At 67.1% G+C, this 15,539-nt stretch carries 13 protein-coding genes; all 13 read right to left on the bottom strand.

Annotated elements, in window-relative coordinates; all coding sequences use genetic code 11:
• Window positions 1-31 precede the first annotated feature (31 nt).
• Genes ftsA through rsmH form a run of 13 tightly spaced genes read right to left on the bottom strand, consistent with a single transcriptional unit; the run spans window position 32 to window position 15,531 of the window.
• A complete protein-coding gene (gene ftsA / locus AC1DX2_RS14955) occupies window positions 32-1,261 on the bottom strand; it encodes a cell division protein FtsA (RefSeq protein ID WP_477197151.1) in 1,230 nt (409 codons plus the stop codon).
• A gap of 37 nt (window positions 1,262-1,298) precedes the next feature.
• The gene (locus AC1DX2_RS14950) at window positions 1,299-2,045 is read right to left on the bottom strand and encodes a cell division protein FtsQ/DivIB (RefSeq protein WP_477197694.1); all 747 of its coding nucleotides are present in this window, start codon (window positions 2,043-2,045) and stop codon (window positions 1,299-1,301) included.
• Between the two features lie 29 nt (window positions 2,046-2,074).
• On the bottom strand, window positions 2,075-3,052 hold the full coding sequence (locus AC1DX2_RS14945) for a D-alanine--D-alanine ligase (RefSeq protein WP_477197150.1): 978 nt from the start codon (window positions 3,050-3,052) through the stop codon (window positions 2,075-2,077).
• A complete protein-coding gene (gene murC, locus AC1DX2_RS14940) occupies window positions 3,049-4,485 on the bottom strand; it encodes a UDP-N-acetylmuramate--L-alanine ligase (protein WP_477197149.1) in 1,437 nt (478 codons plus the stop codon). The genes AC1DX2_RS14945 and murC overlap by 4 nt, the downstream gene beginning before the upstream one ends.
• On the bottom strand, window positions 4,482-5,576 hold the full coding sequence (gene murG, locus AC1DX2_RS14935; RefSeq protein WP_477197148.1) for an undecaprenyldiphospho-muramoylpentapeptide beta-N-acetylglucosaminyltransferase: 1,095 nt from the start codon (window positions 5,574-5,576) through the stop codon (window positions 4,482-4,484). The genes murC and murG overlap by 4 nt, the downstream gene beginning before the upstream one ends.
• A complete protein-coding gene (gene ftsW, locus AC1DX2_RS14930; RefSeq protein ID WP_477197693.1) occupies window positions 5,573-6,802 on the bottom strand; it encodes a putative lipid II flippase FtsW in 1,230 nt (409 codons plus the stop codon). Before ftsW ends, murG begins: the two co-directional genes overlap by 4 nt.
• Before the next feature lie 11 nt (window positions 6,803-6,813).
• Window positions 6,814-8,322: a UDP-N-acetylmuramoyl-L-alanine--D-glutamate ligase gene (gene murD / locus AC1DX2_RS14925; protein ID WP_477197692.1), complete on the bottom strand. Its 1,509-nt coding sequence runs from the start codon at window positions 8,320-8,322 to the stop codon at window positions 6,814-6,816.
• A gap of 13 nt (window positions 8,323-8,335) precedes the next feature.
• Complete coding sequence (mraY, locus tag AC1DX2_RS14920; RefSeq protein ID WP_477197147.1) at window positions 8,336-9,514, bottom strand: phospho-N-acetylmuramoyl-pentapeptide-transferase; 1,179 nt, start codon at window positions 9,512-9,514, stop codon at window positions 8,336-8,338.
• A 21-nt stretch (window positions 9,515-9,535) separates the two neighbouring features.
• Window positions 9,536-10,957 carry a UDP-N-acetylmuramoyl-tripeptide--D-alanyl-D-alanine ligase gene (locus tag AC1DX2_RS14915; RefSeq protein WP_477197691.1) on the bottom strand — a complete coding sequence of 474 codons (1,422 nt, stop codon included), beginning with the start codon at window positions 10,955-10,957 and terminating at the stop codon, window positions 9,536-9,538.
• 8 nt (window positions 10,958-10,965) lie between these two features.
• Window positions 10,966-12,519, bottom strand: a complete 1,554-nt coding sequence (locus tag AC1DX2_RS14910) for a UDP-N-acetylmuramoyl-L-alanyl-D-glutamate--2,6-diaminopimelate ligase (protein ID WP_477197146.1) — start codon at window positions 12,517-12,519, stop codon at window positions 10,966-10,968.
• Window positions 12,519-14,258, bottom strand: a complete 1,740-nt coding sequence (locus tag AC1DX2_RS14905; protein ID WP_477197145.1) for a peptidoglycan D,D-transpeptidase FtsI family protein — start codon at window positions 14,256-14,258, stop codon at window positions 12,519-12,521. Before AC1DX2_RS14905 ends, AC1DX2_RS14910 begins: the two co-directional genes overlap by 1 nt.
• Window positions 14,255-14,593 carry a cell division protein FtsL gene (ftsL, locus tag AC1DX2_RS14900; protein WP_477197144.1) on the bottom strand — a complete coding sequence of 113 codons (339 nt, stop codon included), beginning with the start codon at window positions 14,591-14,593 and terminating at the stop codon, window positions 14,255-14,257. Before ftsL ends, AC1DX2_RS14905 begins: the two co-directional genes overlap by 4 nt.
• The gene (gene rsmH, locus AC1DX2_RS14895) at window positions 14,590-15,531 is read right to left on the bottom strand and encodes a 16S rRNA (cytosine(1402)-N(4))-methyltransferase RsmH (protein WP_477197143.1); all 942 of its coding nucleotides are present in this window, start codon (window positions 15,529-15,531) and stop codon (window positions 14,590-14,592) included. The genes ftsL and rsmH overlap by 4 nt, the downstream gene beginning before the upstream one ends.
• Between the last annotated feature and the right edge of the window lie 8 nt (window positions 15,532-15,539).

Raw genomic sequence — 15,539 nt, 5'->3', positions numbered from 1 at the left:
CCCCGCGCCAGCCAGATCTTGGGTTGCTGCATCAGAAGTTCCCCACAAACCAGTCCTTGACCTGGCCCAGGGCGGTTTTCACGGAGCCGTTCTTCTGCGCCACTTTCATGCCGCGCATGCGCGCATTGCGCGCCTCCTCCAGCAAACCCATCACGGTGGCGGCGCGTGGCTGCGCCACCATGTCGGCCAGCGCGCCCGAATACTTCGGGATGCCGCGGCGCACGGGTTTGAGGAAGATGTCCTCACCCAGCTCTACCATGCCCGGCATGATGGAGCTGCCGCCGGTCAGCACCACGCCGGAGGACAGCAACTCCTCGAAGCCGGATTCACGCATCACCTGGTGCGCCAGCGAGAAGATCTCCTCCACCCGCGGCTCGATCACGCCGGCCAGCGCCTGGCGGCTGAGCATGCGCGGGCCGCGGTCGCCCAGGCCGGGCACTTCAACCTGCACCTCGGGGTCGGCCAGCAATTGCTTGGCATTGCCGTTGTCCACCTTGATGTCCTCGGCGTCCTTGGTGGGCGTGCGCAGCGCCATCGCGATGTCGCTGGTGATCAGGTCGCCGGCGATCGGGATCACCGCCGTGTGGCGTATCGCGCCGTTGGTGAAGATGGCCACGTCGGTGGTGCCAGCGCCGATGTCGATCAACGCCACACCCAGTTCGCGCTCGTCCTGCGTCAGCACCGACAGGCTGGAGGCCAGCGGGTTGAGCATCAGCTGCTCCACCTCCAGGCCGCAGCGGCGCACGCACTTGATGATGTTCTCGGCCGCGCTTTGCGCGCCGGTGACGATGTGGATCTTGGCCTCCAGGCGGATGCCGCTCATGCCAATGGGTTCGCGCACGTCCTGGCCATCGATGATGAATTCCTGCGGCTCCACCAGCAGCAGCCGCTGGTCGGTGGAGATGTTGATGGCCTTGGCGGTCTCCACCACGCGGGCCACGTCGGCCTGGGTCACCTCGCGGTCCTTCACCGCCACCATGCCGCTGGAATTCAAACCGCGTATGTGGCTGCCGGTGATGCCGGTGTAGACGCGGGTGATCTTGCAGTCGGCCATCAGCTCGGCCTCCTTCAGCGCCTGCTGGATGCTCTGCACGGTGGCGTCGATATTGACCACCACGCCGCGCTTCAGGCCGTTGCTGGGCGCGATGCCCAGCCCGGCCAGCTTCAGTTCGCCGCCGGGCATGACCTCGGCCACCACCACCATCACCTTGGCGGTGCCTATGTCCAGGCCGACAACCAAATCCTTGTACTCTTTTGCCATGTCTATGGTCCTGCTGTAGGTGTCCTGTGTCTGTTCTTCAAGGTTTGGGTTGGGCTTGCGCCACCGTGGCCACGCCGCGCAACCTCAGTGCATAGCCTTGCGCATAGCGCAGATCGGCAGATTCCAGCGACTGCGGGCTGCGGCCATACTTGGCCGCCACCTGGGTCAGGGTCTTCAAAAAGCGTTGCACGCGCGGCAGCAGTTCCTCGGCCGGGCCGCGGCCCAGCTCCAGATCGGCGCCGTTGTCCAGGGTCACGCGCCAGCTGCCACGCCCGGTCAGCTCCACCTGGTCCAGGCCCAGGTCCATGTCGTTGAACATGGGTTTGACCGCCTGGTACATGGCCAGCACCGCCGGCCCCTGGCCGTCCGGACCGATCAGGCGCGGCAGGCTGTCCTGGTCCACTTCATCCACATTGGCGTCGAACACCTCGCCGTAGGTGTTGACCAGGCGCGACTCGCTCTCCGGACCCCAGTAGCCCAGCACCTGGTGCTCCTGCAGCCGCACCTTCAGCAGGTTCGGGAAGTCACGCCGAACCTCGGCCTTGCGCACCCAGGGCACGGCCTCGAAGGCCTGGCGGGTTTGGTTCAGGTCGACGGTGAAAAAGGTGCCCGACAGCTTGGGCGCCACGTTGGCGCGCAGCGTCAGCGCATTGCTGTGTGCCAGGTCACCCTGCACCTGGATGCCGCGCAGGGCGAACACCGGCTGACGCAGCACCCAACCCGCCAGCGCAGTCAGCGCCAACACGGCAAAACCTGCAAACAGCAGGCTGGCTGTCAGGTTCATCAGGCGCACGTCCACCGGCAGCGGCTCGTTCACGGCTTGGCCTCCCGGGGTGGGTTGTCCAGCGCGGCGTCTTGCAGGATGCGCACGCACAAGTCTTCGTAGCTGATGCCGGCGGCCTTGGCCGACATCGGCACCAGCGAATGGCCGGTCATGCCCGGCGAGGTGTTCAGCTCCAGCAGGAAGGGCTTGCCGTCGCTCTGGCGCAGCATCACGTCGGCCCGACCCCAACCGCGGCAACCCAGCGACTGGTAGGCGGCCAGCGCCAGCGCGCGCACCTCCTGCTCCTTGTCCTGCGACAGCACGCCGATGTGGTAGCGGGTGGTGTCGGTGAAGTACTTGTTCTGGTAGTCGTAGTTGCCGCCCACCGCCTCGATGCGTATCACCGGCAGCGCCTGCGTGCCATCGCCCTGACCCAGTAGCGGACAGGTCAGCTCCCAGCCGTCAATGAATTCCTCGCACAGGATCTCGTCGTCGTACTGCGCGGCCAGCTTGACGGCATCCTGCATCTGCGAATAGCCCATGACCTTGGAAATGCCAATGGTGGAGCCCTCGTGCGGCGGCTTGACGAAGATGGGCAGGCCCAGCTCATCGGGCACGGTGCGCACGCGCTCGCGCGTCAGCTCGTCCTTGCGCAGCTTCACATAGCGCGGGGTGGACAGGCCATCGGCCAGCCACAGGCGCTTGGTCATGATCTTGTCCATGGCCACGCTGGAGGCCATCACGCCCGAGCCGGTGTAGGGAATGCCCAGCAGCTCCAGCGCGCCCTGCACGCAACCGTCCTCGCCGTAGCGGCCATGCAGCGCGATGAAGCAGCGGGCATAGCCCTCGGCCTTCAAGTCGGTGATGGGGCGCTGCGCCGGGTCGAAGGCATAAGCGTCCACACCCTTGGCGCGCAGCGCATTGAGCACGCCGGTGCCCGACATCAGCGACACCTCGCGCTCGGCCGAGTTGCCGCCCATCAGCACCGCCACCTTGCCAAAATCCTTGGGTGAGCCGGTCGGACTCATGTCACCATTCCTTTTTCAACGGCGGCGCCGGTGGCACCGCCTGACTTCAACACCATGTCGCGCACCTGGGCCGGCACCGCACTGATCGAGCCCGCGCCCATGCACAACACCACGTCACCGCCACGCGCATGGGCGCATATGGCGGCCGGCAGGGCGCTGATCGGGTCCACCAGCACGGTGTCCGCGCGGCCGGCCGCGCGCAGCGCCTGCACCAGGGCCTGGCCATCGGCACCGGCAATGGGCGCCTCGCCGGCGGCATACACCTCGGCCAGCAGCACCCCATCGGCCAGGCCGATGACGCGCACGAAATCGGCAAAGCAGTCGCGCGTGCGGGTGTAACGGTGCGGCTGGAAGACCAGCAGCAAGCGCTTGCCCGGGTAAGCCCCGCGCGCCGCCGCCAGCGTGGCGGCCATCTCCACCGGGTGGTGACCGTAGTCGTCCAGCAACAGGAATTCGCCACCCCCGAGCGCCGGCAACTCGCCATAGCTCTGAAAGCGCCTGCCCACGCCCTTGAAACCGGCCAGCGCCTTTTGCAGCACCGCATCGGCAATGCCCAGCGACATGCCCACGCCAATGGCGGCCAGCGCGTTCAGCACGTTGTGGCGGCCGGCCACGTTCAGCAGCATGGGCAGGTCGGCCCGACCAGGGCGCACCACGGTGAAACGCATCTGGGTGCCCTGGGCCATCACGTCCACCGCGCGCAACTGCGCGCCAGGCTCGAAACCATAGCCCACCACCTTGCGCCCCAGCCCGGGCACGATGGCGCGCACATTGGCGTCGTCGGTGCAGACAATGGCACTTCCGTAGAACGGCATGCGCTGCAGGAAGTCCACGAAGGCCTGGCGCAGGCGACCCAGGTCATGACCATAGGTCTCCATGTGGTCGGCGTCGATGTTGGTCACCACCGCCATCATCGGCAGCAGGTGCAGGAAGGAGGCATCAGACTCGTCGGCCTCCACCACGATGTGCTCGCCCCGGCCCAGGCGCGCGTTGGCGCCGGCACTGTTCAATTTGCCGCCGATGACGAAGCTGGGGTCCAACCCGGCCTCCACCAGCACGCTGGTGACCAGGCTGGTGGTGGTGGTCTTGCCGTGGGTGCCGGCGATGGCGATGCCCTGTTTACCCCGCATCAGTTCGGCCAGCATCACGGCGCGCGGCACGACGGGGGTACCGCGGGCACGCGCGGCACGCACCTCGGCATTGCTCTCTTGCACGGCGCTGGAGGTGACCACCACATCGGCCCCCATCACATGGCTGGCATCGTGGCCCACATAGGTGCGCATGCCCAGGCCGGTGAGGCGGCGCAGTGTGACGCTGTCATGCTGGTCAGAGCCGGACACCTTGTAACCCTGGCCCATCAACACCTCGGCGATGCCGGACATGCCGGTACCGCCGAGGCCAACGAAATGGATGTGGCGAATGGTGTGCTTCATGCTGCGGCCAACTCCTCGCATGCGGCCACCACCTTGTCGGTGGCATCCAGCTGTTGCAACGCCTTGGCGCGCTGGGCGCGCTCCAGCAGGCTGCTGCGCTGCACCTGGTGCAGCCAGTCGGCCAGACCCTGGGCGGTGAGGCTGTGCTGCGGCTGCAGCCAGCCGCCGCCCTGGCTGACCAGGAAATTGGCGTTGGCGGTCTGGTGGTCGTCCACCGCGCCGGGGAAGGGCACGAACATCGCCGCCACGCCCACCGCCGCCAACTCGGTCACGGTGCTGGCGCCAGCGCGGCAGATCACCAGGTCGGCCTCTGCAAAAGCCTGGGCCGTGTTGTCGATGAAAGGCGTCAGCTCGGCCTGCACCCCAGCCTGGGCATAGGCGGCGCGCAAGGCGTCAATCTGCTTGGCCCCGCTCTGGTGGAGCACGCGCGGTCGCTCCACCGGTGGCAGCAGCGCCAGCGCCTGCGGCACCACCTCGTTCAGCGCCTTGGCACCCAGGCTGCCGCCCACCACCAGCAAGCGCAGCGGTCCGCTGCGGCCGGCAAAACGCTGCTCGGGCGCGGGCTGGTTCAGGAACTCGGTGCGCAGCGGGTTGCCCACCCAGACGCCCTTGGCCAGCACCTGCGGGAAAGCGGTGAACACGCGACGCGCCACCTTGGCCAGCAAGCGGTTGGCCATGCCGGCAACGGCATTTTGTTCGTGCAGCACCAGTGGCTTGCCCACCAGCGCGCTGACCATGCCTGCGGGGAAGGTGATGTAGCCGCCCAGCCCCACCACCACGTCAGGCCGCACGCGACGCAGCAGCTTGAAGCTGTGCCAGCAGGCGCCCAGCAGGCGCAGCGGCAACAGCGCCAGCGTCAGGCGGCCCTTGCCGCGCACGCCGGAAAAATCAATGGTTTCGTAGGCAAAACCACGCGGCGGCACCAGCTGGCTTTCCATGCTGGGGTTGCCTGCCGCCCCCTTGCCGCCCAGCCAGTGCACGCGCCAGCCACGCAGGCGCAGCGCCTCGGCCACGGCCAGGCCGGGGAAGATGTGGCCGCCGGTGCCGCCGGCCATCACCAGTGCGCAGCGCGGGGGGCTGATGCTGCTCATGCGCGGCCCCCCTGCATCATCTGGCGGCTCTCATAGTCGATCCGCAGCACCACGGCGATCGAAATCAGGTTCAACAAAATCGCCGAGCCGCCATAGCTCATCAGCGGCAGCGTCAGCCCCTTGGTGGGCAAGGCGCCCAGGTTCACACCCACATTGATGAAGGCCTGGAAACCCATCCACACGCCCACGCCCTGCGCCACCAGACCGGCGAACACACGGTCCAGCGCAATGGCCTGGCGGCCGATGTGCATCATGCGCCGCGTCATCCAGAAGAACAGGCCCACCACGCTGAGCACACCCAGCAGCCCGAACTCCTCGCCGATCACGGCCAGCAGGAAATCGGTGTGCGCCTCGGGCAGCCAGTGCAGTTTTTCCACGCTGCCGCCCAGGCCGACACCGAAGATCTCGCCGCGGCCGATGGCGATCAGCGAGTGCGTCAGCTGGTAGCCCTTGCCCAGCGCATGCACCTCGGTCCACGGGTCCAGGTAGGCAAAGATGCGTTCGCGGCGGAACTCGCTGAAGGCAATCATCAAACCGAAGGCCACCAGCAGCACGGCGGCGATGAGGAAGAACATGCGCGCATTGACGCCGCCCAGGAACAGGATGCCCATGGCGATCACCGCGATCACCATGAAGGCGCCCATGTCGGGCTCGGCCAGCAGCAGCAGGCCCACCACCGCCACCGCCACCGCCATGGGCATGACGGCGCGGAAGAATTTTTCCTTCACGTCCATCTTGCGCACCATGTAGTCCGACGCGTACAACAGCACCGCGAACTTGGCCAGCTCGGACGGCTGGAAGCCCATGATGCCCAGCGGTATCCAGCGGCGCGCGCCGTTGACCACCTTGCCCACATGCGGGATCAGCACCACCATCAGCAGCACCAGCGACACCACGAACAGCCAGGGCGCCATGCGCTCCCAGGTTGCCACCGGGAACTGGAAGGCGATCAGCGCCGCCACCATGGCAATGCAGATGAAGGAGGCGTGCTTGATCAGGAACACGGTGTGGCTGCTGCCGGAGAACTTGGGGTTGTCCGGCATGGCGATGGAGGCGGAGTACACCATCACCAGCCCCCAGGCCAGCAGCGCCACGGTGACCCACAACAGCGGCTGGTCGAAGCTGCCCACGCGCGTGGGTGCCGCGCCCAGGCGGTTGCCCGCCTTGGCCTGGCGTGCCTTGCGGCCGGGGCGCAACAAGCCGCCCAGCCAGGCCAGGGGACGCATGGCCAACGCGCTCACAGCATGCCCTCCAGCGCGGTGCCGGCGGCCTGTGCCAGCTCTTCCACCGCGCCGCGGAACACGCGGGCGCGGTGCTCGTAGTTGTCGAACATGTCGAAGCTGGCACAGGCCGGTGACAGCAGCACGGCGTCGCCTGCGTGGGCGCGCTGGCTGGCCTGCTGCACGGCGTCAGGCAGGTCGGCCGCATCCAGCAACGGCACGCCGGTGTCTTGCAGCGCGGCGCGGATCTGCGGCGCGTCGCGCCCGATCAGCAGCACGGCGCGGGCAAAGCGCGCCACCGGTGCGGCCAGCGGCGAAAAGTCCTGACCCTTGCCGTCACCACCCAGTATCACCACCAGCTTGCGCTCGGCCCCCAGGCCGGCCAGCGCCGCCTGGGTGGCGCCCACGTTGGTGCCTTTGCTGTCGTCGAAATACTCGACCTCATGCACGATGCCTATGGGCTCCACCCGGTGCGGCTCGCCCCGGTATTCGCGCAGGCCGTACAGGATGGGTGCCAACGGGCAGCCGGCTGCCGCGGCCAAGGCCAACGCCGACAGCGCGTTGACGGCGTTGTGGCGGCCGCGTATGCGCAGCGCCTCGGCTGGCATCAGACGCTGGATATGCAACTCTTCCTCTTCCTCGCCCTTGCGCTTCTTGCGCGTCTCATCGGCTTCCAGCGCCCGCACCAACCAGGTCATGCCGTTGACGCTTTCCAGGCCGAAGTCACCGGGCCGCGTGGGCACATCGCCACCAAACGTCACGCAGTTGCGCGCCGGCTTGCCCTTGATGGGCATAGGCAGCATGGCCATCACCAGCGGGTCTTCGCGGTTCAGCAGCATCAGGCCTTGTTCACCAAACACATGGGACTTGGCCTGCGCATACTGCTCCATGCTGCCGTGCCAGTCCAGGTGGTCCTGCGTGACGTTCAGCACCGTGGCGGCAGTGGGCTCGAAGCCGGCGGCATCGTCCAACTGGAAACTCGACAACTCCATCACCCACACTTCAGGCAGCGTGCCGGCGTCCAGGTGCTGGGCCAGGGTGTCCAGCAGCGTGGGGCCAATGTTGCCGGCCAGGGCCACCGTCTTGCCGGCCCGCTCTGCCAATTGCGCGGTCAACGAGGTCACCGTGGTCTTGCCGTTGGTGCCGGTGATGGCCAGCAGCTTTGGCGCGTAGCCGCGCGTCTGCTTCAGTTCGGCCAGCGCCTGGGTGAACAGGCTCAACTCACCGCCCACCCACAGGCCTTGCTCCCGCGCCTGCGCCAATACCGGTGCCACCGCCGACGGCGCCAGCCCCGGGCTCTTGAACACCGCGCGCACCAGGCCATCTTGCACCAGCGCGGCGTCAAACGCGGCGCAGCGGAAACTGGCCGATGGCACCGACTCGCGCAGCGCCTGCAACTGCGGCGGTGCGTCGCGGCTGTCCACCACGCAGACCTGCGCGCCCTGACGGGCGCACCAGCGCGCCATGGCCAGGCCCGACAGGCCCAGCCCCAGGATCAGCACATGTTGGTCTTGCAGCGTTTGCATGGTGCTCATCGCTTCAGCGCAGCTTCAACGTGGACAGGCCCACCAGGCACAACAGCATGGTGATGATCCAGAAACGCACCACCACCTGCGTCTCCTTCCAGCCCTCTTTCTCGAAATGGTGGTGCAGCGGCGCCATCTTGAAGAAGCGACGCCCTTCGCCGTATTTCTTGCGCGTGTACTTGAACCAGCCCACCTGCACCATCACCGACAGCGCCTCCACCACGAAGATGCCGCCCATGATGGCCAGCACGATTTCCTGGCGCACGATGACGGCGATGGTGCCCAAGGCACCCCCCAGCGCCAGTGCGCCGACATCGCCCATGAAGACCTGCGCCGGATGGGTGTTGAACCACAGGAATGCCAGGCCGGCGCCGGCCATGGCGCCGCAGAAGATCAGCAGCTCGCCCGCGCCGGGGATGTGCGGGATGAACAGGTACTTGGAGTACACCGCATTGCCGGTGACGTAGGCGAACACGCCCAGTGCCGAGCCCACCATCACCACCGGCATGATGGCCAGGCCGTCCAGCCCGTCGGTGAAGTTCACCGCGTTGCTGGAGCCGACGATGACCAGATAGGTCAGGATCACGAAGCCGAACACGCCCAGCGGGTAGCTGACCGTCTTGAAGAAGGGCAGCATCAGGTCGGCCTTGGGTGGCAGGTTGATGTTGAAGCCGGATTGCACCCAGGTGAAGAACAGCTCCAACACCTTCAGGTTGGAGCTCTCCGAGATGCTGAAAACCAGATACAGCGCGGCGATCAGGCCTATCAACGACTGCCAGAAGTACTTTTCACGCGAGCGCATGCCTTCGGGGTCCTTGTTCACCACCTTGCGCCAGTCATCGACCCAACCTATGGCGCCAAAGCCCAGCGTGACCAGCAGCACGATCCAGACAAACCGGTTGCTGAGGTCGAACCACAGCAGCGTGGAGATGGCGATGGACAGCAGAATCAACACACCGCCCATGGTGGGCGTGCCGCTCTTGGTCAGGTGCGCCTCCACGCCATAGCCGCGTATCGGCTGGCCAATCTTCAGCTCGCGCAGCCGGCGTATCACCCAGGGGCCGGCGGCCAGGCCGATCAGCAAGGCCGTGACGGCTGCCATCACCGCGCGAAAGGTCTGGAAACCGAACACGCGAAAAAAGCCCAGGTCGGGCGACAGCGTCTGCAGCCATTGAGCCAGACTCAGCAGCATGCGGCCTCCTGCAGGCGGGGGTCATGCGGCATGGGGTTCCTCCGATTGGGTTGGCAGTGCGTGCGCGGTCAGGGCCTGCACCACGCGCTCCATCTGCATGAAGCGCGAGCCCTTGACCAACACGCTGCGCATGCGCGGCAGTTCCGCCAGCGCGGCGCGGTTGATGTCTTGTATGTTGTCGAAATGCTGGCCACCGCCATATTGCGCCGTGGTGCCGCGGGAGAGGTCGCCCAGCGTCAGCAACTGCTCAATGCCACGCTCACGCGCCAGCGCGCCGATTTCGGCATGGAACTGCGGGCCCCGCTGGCCCACCTCGCCCATGTCGCCCAGCACCAGCATGCGCGGGCCTGGCAGCGCGGCCAGCACCTCCACGGCAGCGCGCACCGAATCCGGGTTGGCGTTGTAGCTGTCGTCCACCAGCGTGCAGGGCTGACCGGCCACCGTCAGCGCCAGCGCGCGCGAGCGGCCCTTGACTGCTTCGAAGCTTTCCAGCCCCTGCGCGATGTGCTCCAGCGGAACGCCGGCAGCCAGCGCGCAAGCGGCAGCCGCCAGCGAATTCTTCACGTTGTGCAGGCCGGCCACGCGCAACCTGTAGCTCAGGCTGCCGGCGGGGGTTTGCACCCGCACGGCCCAGGCGCCGTCCTGCCACAGCGGCACACCACAGGTCACATCGGCCTCGGCCTCGGCCTCATCGGGGTGTGCGGCAAAGGTCAGGGTGGCGCGCTTGCCGGCCATGTCGTGCCACAGCGCGCTGTAGTTGTCGTCAGCGGGGAACACCGCCGTGCCGTTGCCTGCCAATGCCTGCAGCACGCTGCCGTTTTCGCGCGCCACCGCTTCCACCGTGGCCATGAACTCCAGGTGTTCGCGCTGCGCGTTGTTGACCAGCGCCACCGTGGGCTGGGCCATGGCGCCCAAGCCGGCGATCTCGCCAGGGTGGTTCATGCCCAGCTCCACCACCGCCAATTGGTGCTGAGCACGCAGGCGCAACAGCGTCATCGGCACGCCGATGTCGTTGTTCAGATTGCCCTGCGTGGCCAGCGTATTTTCGGGTTTGAAGGCGCGCAGGATGGCCGCCACCATCTGCGTCACCGTGGTCTTGCCGTTGGAGCCGGTGACCGCGATCAACGGCAGTTTGAACTGCGCACGCCAGCCGGCCGCCAGTTGCCCCAGCGCCAGCTTGCTGTCGTCCACCACGATGCCGGGCAGGCCAAGGGCTTGCAGCTGCGCGGAAAAAGGCGCGTGGCACAGCGCGGCGGCCGCGCCGGCCGCCTGGGCCTGCGCCAGGAACTGGTTGGCATCGAAGCGCTCACCCTTCAGCGCGACGAACAGGTCGCCGGCCTGCAGGCTGCGGCTGTCGGTGTGCACCCGGGCGATGGGGGTGTCCGGGTCGCCCAGCAGGCGCGCGCCGGTCATCCAGCCGGCGGCTTGTTGCAGGCTCATCATCGCGTTGCTCATGTGCCGCCCCCAGTCTTGGGAGGCCGCAACGCCAGTGCCTGCTGCACCTGCTGGCGGTCGGAGAACGGTTGGCGCACACCGGCGATTTCCTGGTAATCCTCGTGGCCCTTGCCGGCCAGCAGCACCACGTCATCGGCACCGGCCTGGGCCAGCGTGGCTTGAATGGCTTGCGCGCGGTCGGACTGCACGGTGACGGCGCGGTGCCCGGCCAGACCCAGCAGGATCTGGCAGATGATGGCCTCGGGCTTCTCGCCACGCGGGTTGTCGCTGGTGACCACCACCTGGTCGGCATTGCGGCCGGCGATGGCGCCCATCAGCGGGCGCTTGGTGGCGTCGCGGTCGCCGCCACAGCCAAACACGCACCACAACTGGCCGCCACGCTGTTTGGCCATGGGCTGCAAAGCGGCCAGCGCCTTCTCCAGCGCATCGGGGGTGTGTGCGTAGTCCACCGCCACCATGGGCTGGCCGCCGCCGCCCAGGCACTCCATGCGCCCGGGTACCGGGGTCAGCGCGGCACAGGCGCGCACCGCCGCCTCCAGCGGCACACCCAGCGCGCGCATGCCGGCCAGCACGCCCAGCACGTTGGCGATGTTGTACTGGCCGATCAGCTGGGTCTGCAGCGTGTGCGCCGCACCGCCGACTTCGCCCGGGGTGCTTTCGCGCACGTTGAAGCAGATGCCGCGCGGGTTGTAGACCACCTGGCTGGCCAACAGGCGCGCCTGTGGCTGCATGCCGGCCGACACCGTCCACAAGTCCAACGGCCGACCTTGCAGGCTGTTGGCCAGCTCCAGCCCCTTGTCGTCGTCCACGTTGACCACGGCAGCGCGCAGGCCTGGCCAGTCAAACAGCGCCAGCTTGGCGGCCCAGTAGGCCTCCATGCTGCCGTGGTAGTCCAGGTGGTCCTGGGTGAAATTGGTGAACAGCGCGGTGTCGATCTGCGTGCCGTCCAGGCGCCGCTCGACGATGCCAATGGACGACGCCTCGATGGCGCAGGCCTGGATACCGCTGTCGGCAAAGCGGCGAAAGGCCTGCTGCAGCGCGACCGGGTCGGGCGTGGTCAAGCCGGGCTCACCCAGCTGCATCACCGTTTCGCCGATGACCGGGTCCACCACCGGCTGGCCCACCCCCAGGGTGCCCACCAGCGCGCAGGGGATGGCCCCTTGCGGCAGGGCCGACAGCGCATGCGCCAGCCACCAGGCGGTGGAGGTCTTGCCATTGGTGCCGGTGACGGCCAGCACCCGCAATTGGCGGCTGGGGTGCTGGTAGAAGGCGCTGGCGATCTCGGCCATGGCGTCCTTCAGGTTGAGGTAGCTGGCCACCTTGTCGGACTCGAAGCCAAAAGCTTCGGCGCCGTCGTGCTCCACCAGGCAGGCGTGCGCACCTGCGGCCAGCGCGGCACCCACGTGGGCACGGCCATCGGTGCGGCTGCCGCCGCGCGCCAGAAATGCATCGCCCTCGCGCACCTTGCGGCTGTCGGCCTGCAAGTCGCCAGGCACGCGCGCGCGCAGCCACTGGGCCGCTTGCTCGGGCGTGTGGAATTGCGGCAGCATCAGAAGCTCTCCTCTTCTGCCTTGGCCACAATCTGGGGCTTGACCGCCATGTCGGGCTGCTCGCCCATCAGGCGCAACGTCTGCTGCACCACGGCACTGAACACCGGTGCGGCCACGTCACCGCCAAAATACTTGCCGGCGGTGGGTTCGTCCAGCATCACGGCGACGATGATGCGTGGCTTGTCGATCGGCGCCATGCCCAGGAACCAGCTGCGGTATTTACGGCTGCCATCGACACCATAGCCCTTGCCCTGCTGCTTGTAGGCGGTGCCTGACTTGCCGCCCACCGAGTAGCCCAGGGTCTGCGCCTTCGGGCCGGTGCCGCCGGGGCCGGCGGCCATCTGCAGCATCTTGCGCACCTCCGCCGCCGTCTCGGGGCTGAACACCGGCACGCCCACCGGGGACTCCTTGGCCTTCAGCAGTGTGGCCGGGATGATCTGGCCGTCGTGTGAGAACACGGTGTAGGAGCGCGCCATCTGGAACAGCGAGGCCGACAGGCCGTAGCCGTAGGACATGGTGGCTTGCTCGATCGGCCGCCAGGTCTTGTAGGGCCGCAGCCGCCCTGACACGACACCGGGGAAGGTGATCTGCGGCTTCTGGCCGAAGCCGGCCTGCGAGAAGGTCTCCCACATCTCGCGCGCCGGCATCTGCATGGCGATCTTGGTGGTGCCCACGTTGCTGGACACCTTAATGACCTCTTCCACCGTCAGCGCGCCGTGCGGGTGGGCGTCGTGGATGGTGGAGCCGGTGATGGTGATGCTGCCCGGCGCGGTGTCGATGATGGTGTTGGGTTTCACCCGGCCTGTGTTCAGCGCCAGGCCCACAGTGAAGGGCTTCATCACCGAGCCGGGCTCGAAGGTGTCGGTCAGCGCGCGGTTGCGCAACTGGTTGCCGCTCAGGTGCTGGCGCTTGTCGGGGTTGTAACTGGGATAGTTGGCCAGGCCCAGCACTTCGCCTGTGTTGGCGTCCAGCACCACCACGCTGCCGGCTTGGGCCCGGTTGGCCACCACGGCGTCACGCAGTTGCTGGTAGGCGAAGTACTGCACCTTGCTGTCCACGCTGAGTTGCACGTCGCGGCCGGAAGCCGGCGGCACCATGTCGCCCACCGTCTCCACCACGCGGCCGAAGCGGTCCTTGATGACGCGCCGCGACCCCGGCTTGCCAGACAAGTCCTTGTTGAACATCAACTCCATGCCTTCCTGGCCTTCGTCCTCCACGTTGGTGAAGCCCACAACATGCGCGGCGGCCTCGCCCTCAGGATATTGGCGGCGGTATTCCTTGCGCTCGTACACGCCCTTGATGTTCAACGCCTTGATCTGCTTGGCCGCCGCGTCATCCACCTGGCGCCTCAGCCAGACGAAGCTCTTGTCTTCGGACAGCTTCTTGTCCAGCTCCGCGTCGCTGAGTCCCAGCAGCTTGGCCAGCTTGCGCAGCGTGGGCTTGTCCACGTCCACGTCCTCGGGGATGGCCCAGATGCTGGGCACCGGCACGCTGGAGGCCAGGATCAAGCCGTTGCGGTCCAGGATGCGGCCACGCGTGGCGGGCAACTCCAACGTGCGCGCGAAGCGCACCTCGCCCTGCTTCTGAAAAAAATCATTGCCCAGCACCTGGATGTAGGTGGCGCGCGCCGCCAGGCCCACAAAGCCCAGTGCGATGGCGGCCACGATCAGCTTGCTGCGCCACACCGGCGTGCGACTGGCCAGCAGCGGGCTGGAGGTGTACTGCACGCTCTTGCTCATTGCACGATCCCCCTGGCCGCATTGCGCGAACCCGCCGGCTGCGGCTGACTGGCTTGCACTGCGGCCTGACCCTGCGCATAGGACACGTACTGCGTGATGGCCGGCGTGGTGCCGCGCATCTGCAGCTTGTCCTTGGCCAGCTTCTCCACCCGCATGGGCGTGGCCTGGGCGCGCTTTTCCACCTGCAGCCGCTCGTGCTCCACCTCCAGCCGGTGGGCGTCGGCGTTGGCACGGTCCAGGTCACCCACCAGCCGGCGCGACTCGTACTGCACGTTGACCAGGTACAGGGCGCTGGCCAGCACCGCGAGCAGCAGGACCAGGTTCAGGCGCATCATGTGGCCATCCTTTGCGCCACGCGCATGATGGCACTGCGCGCACGCGGGTTGGCTGCCACCTCGGCAGCGCTGGGTTTGATCCGCTCCAGCGCCTTGAGTTGCATCACCTTGGGCGGCGCGAACGGTGCACGGCGGTCGTACTCCTCGCGCGAATGCTGCGCGATGAACTGCTTGACGATGCGGTCTTCCAGCGAATGGAAACTGATCACCACCAGTCGGCCTCCGGGTTGCAGCACATGCAGACTGGCGTCTAGCGCTTCTTGCAGCTCTTCAAGCTCGGCGTTGATGAAAATCCGAAGAGCCTGAAATGTGCGCGTTGCAGGGTTCTGGCCCGGCTCGCGGGTTTTGACCGCGCCAGCCACGAGGTCGGCCAACTCGGTGGTGGTTGAAATTGGGCCCCGTTCTTGTCGGCGCGCAACAATCGCCTTTGCAATTGGGCCAGCAAACCGTTCTTCACCATAGGCACGTATCACCTCCGCAATCTGGTTGATCTCCGCCGTTGCCAGCCACTGCGCCACGCTCTCTCCGCGCGTGGTGTCCATGCGCATGTCCAGCGGGCCCTCGAAACGAAAACTGAAACCACGCTGGGGGTTGTCGATCTGCGGCGAACTGATGCCCAGGTCCATCAGGATGCCGGCAGCGCTGCCCGCCTCCAGCTCGCCCAGCTGCCGAAAGCCCTGGTGGCGAATCGAAAAGCGCGTGTCGGTGATGGCGTTGGCGCGGGCCACGGCCTCGGGGTCCTTGTCGAAGGCGATCAGGCGGCCCAACGGCCCCAGCCTCGACAAAATGAGCTCGGAATGGCCGCCGCGCCCGAAGGTGGCATCCACATAGCAACCATCCGCCGGCTCTGCGGGGTAGGTGGCGGGGTCCGGATTGCTGAGGAGCGCTTCGACTGCTTCGTTCAACAAGACGGTGGTGTGATTCCATGAAGTTTCCACCGTCGTGT

Source organism: Hylemonella sp. P2_B10 (assembly GCF_056404875.1).
The sequence above is the reverse complement of the archived record's forward strand: the minus strand, read 5'-3'. Positions and strand labels throughout refer to the sequence as shown.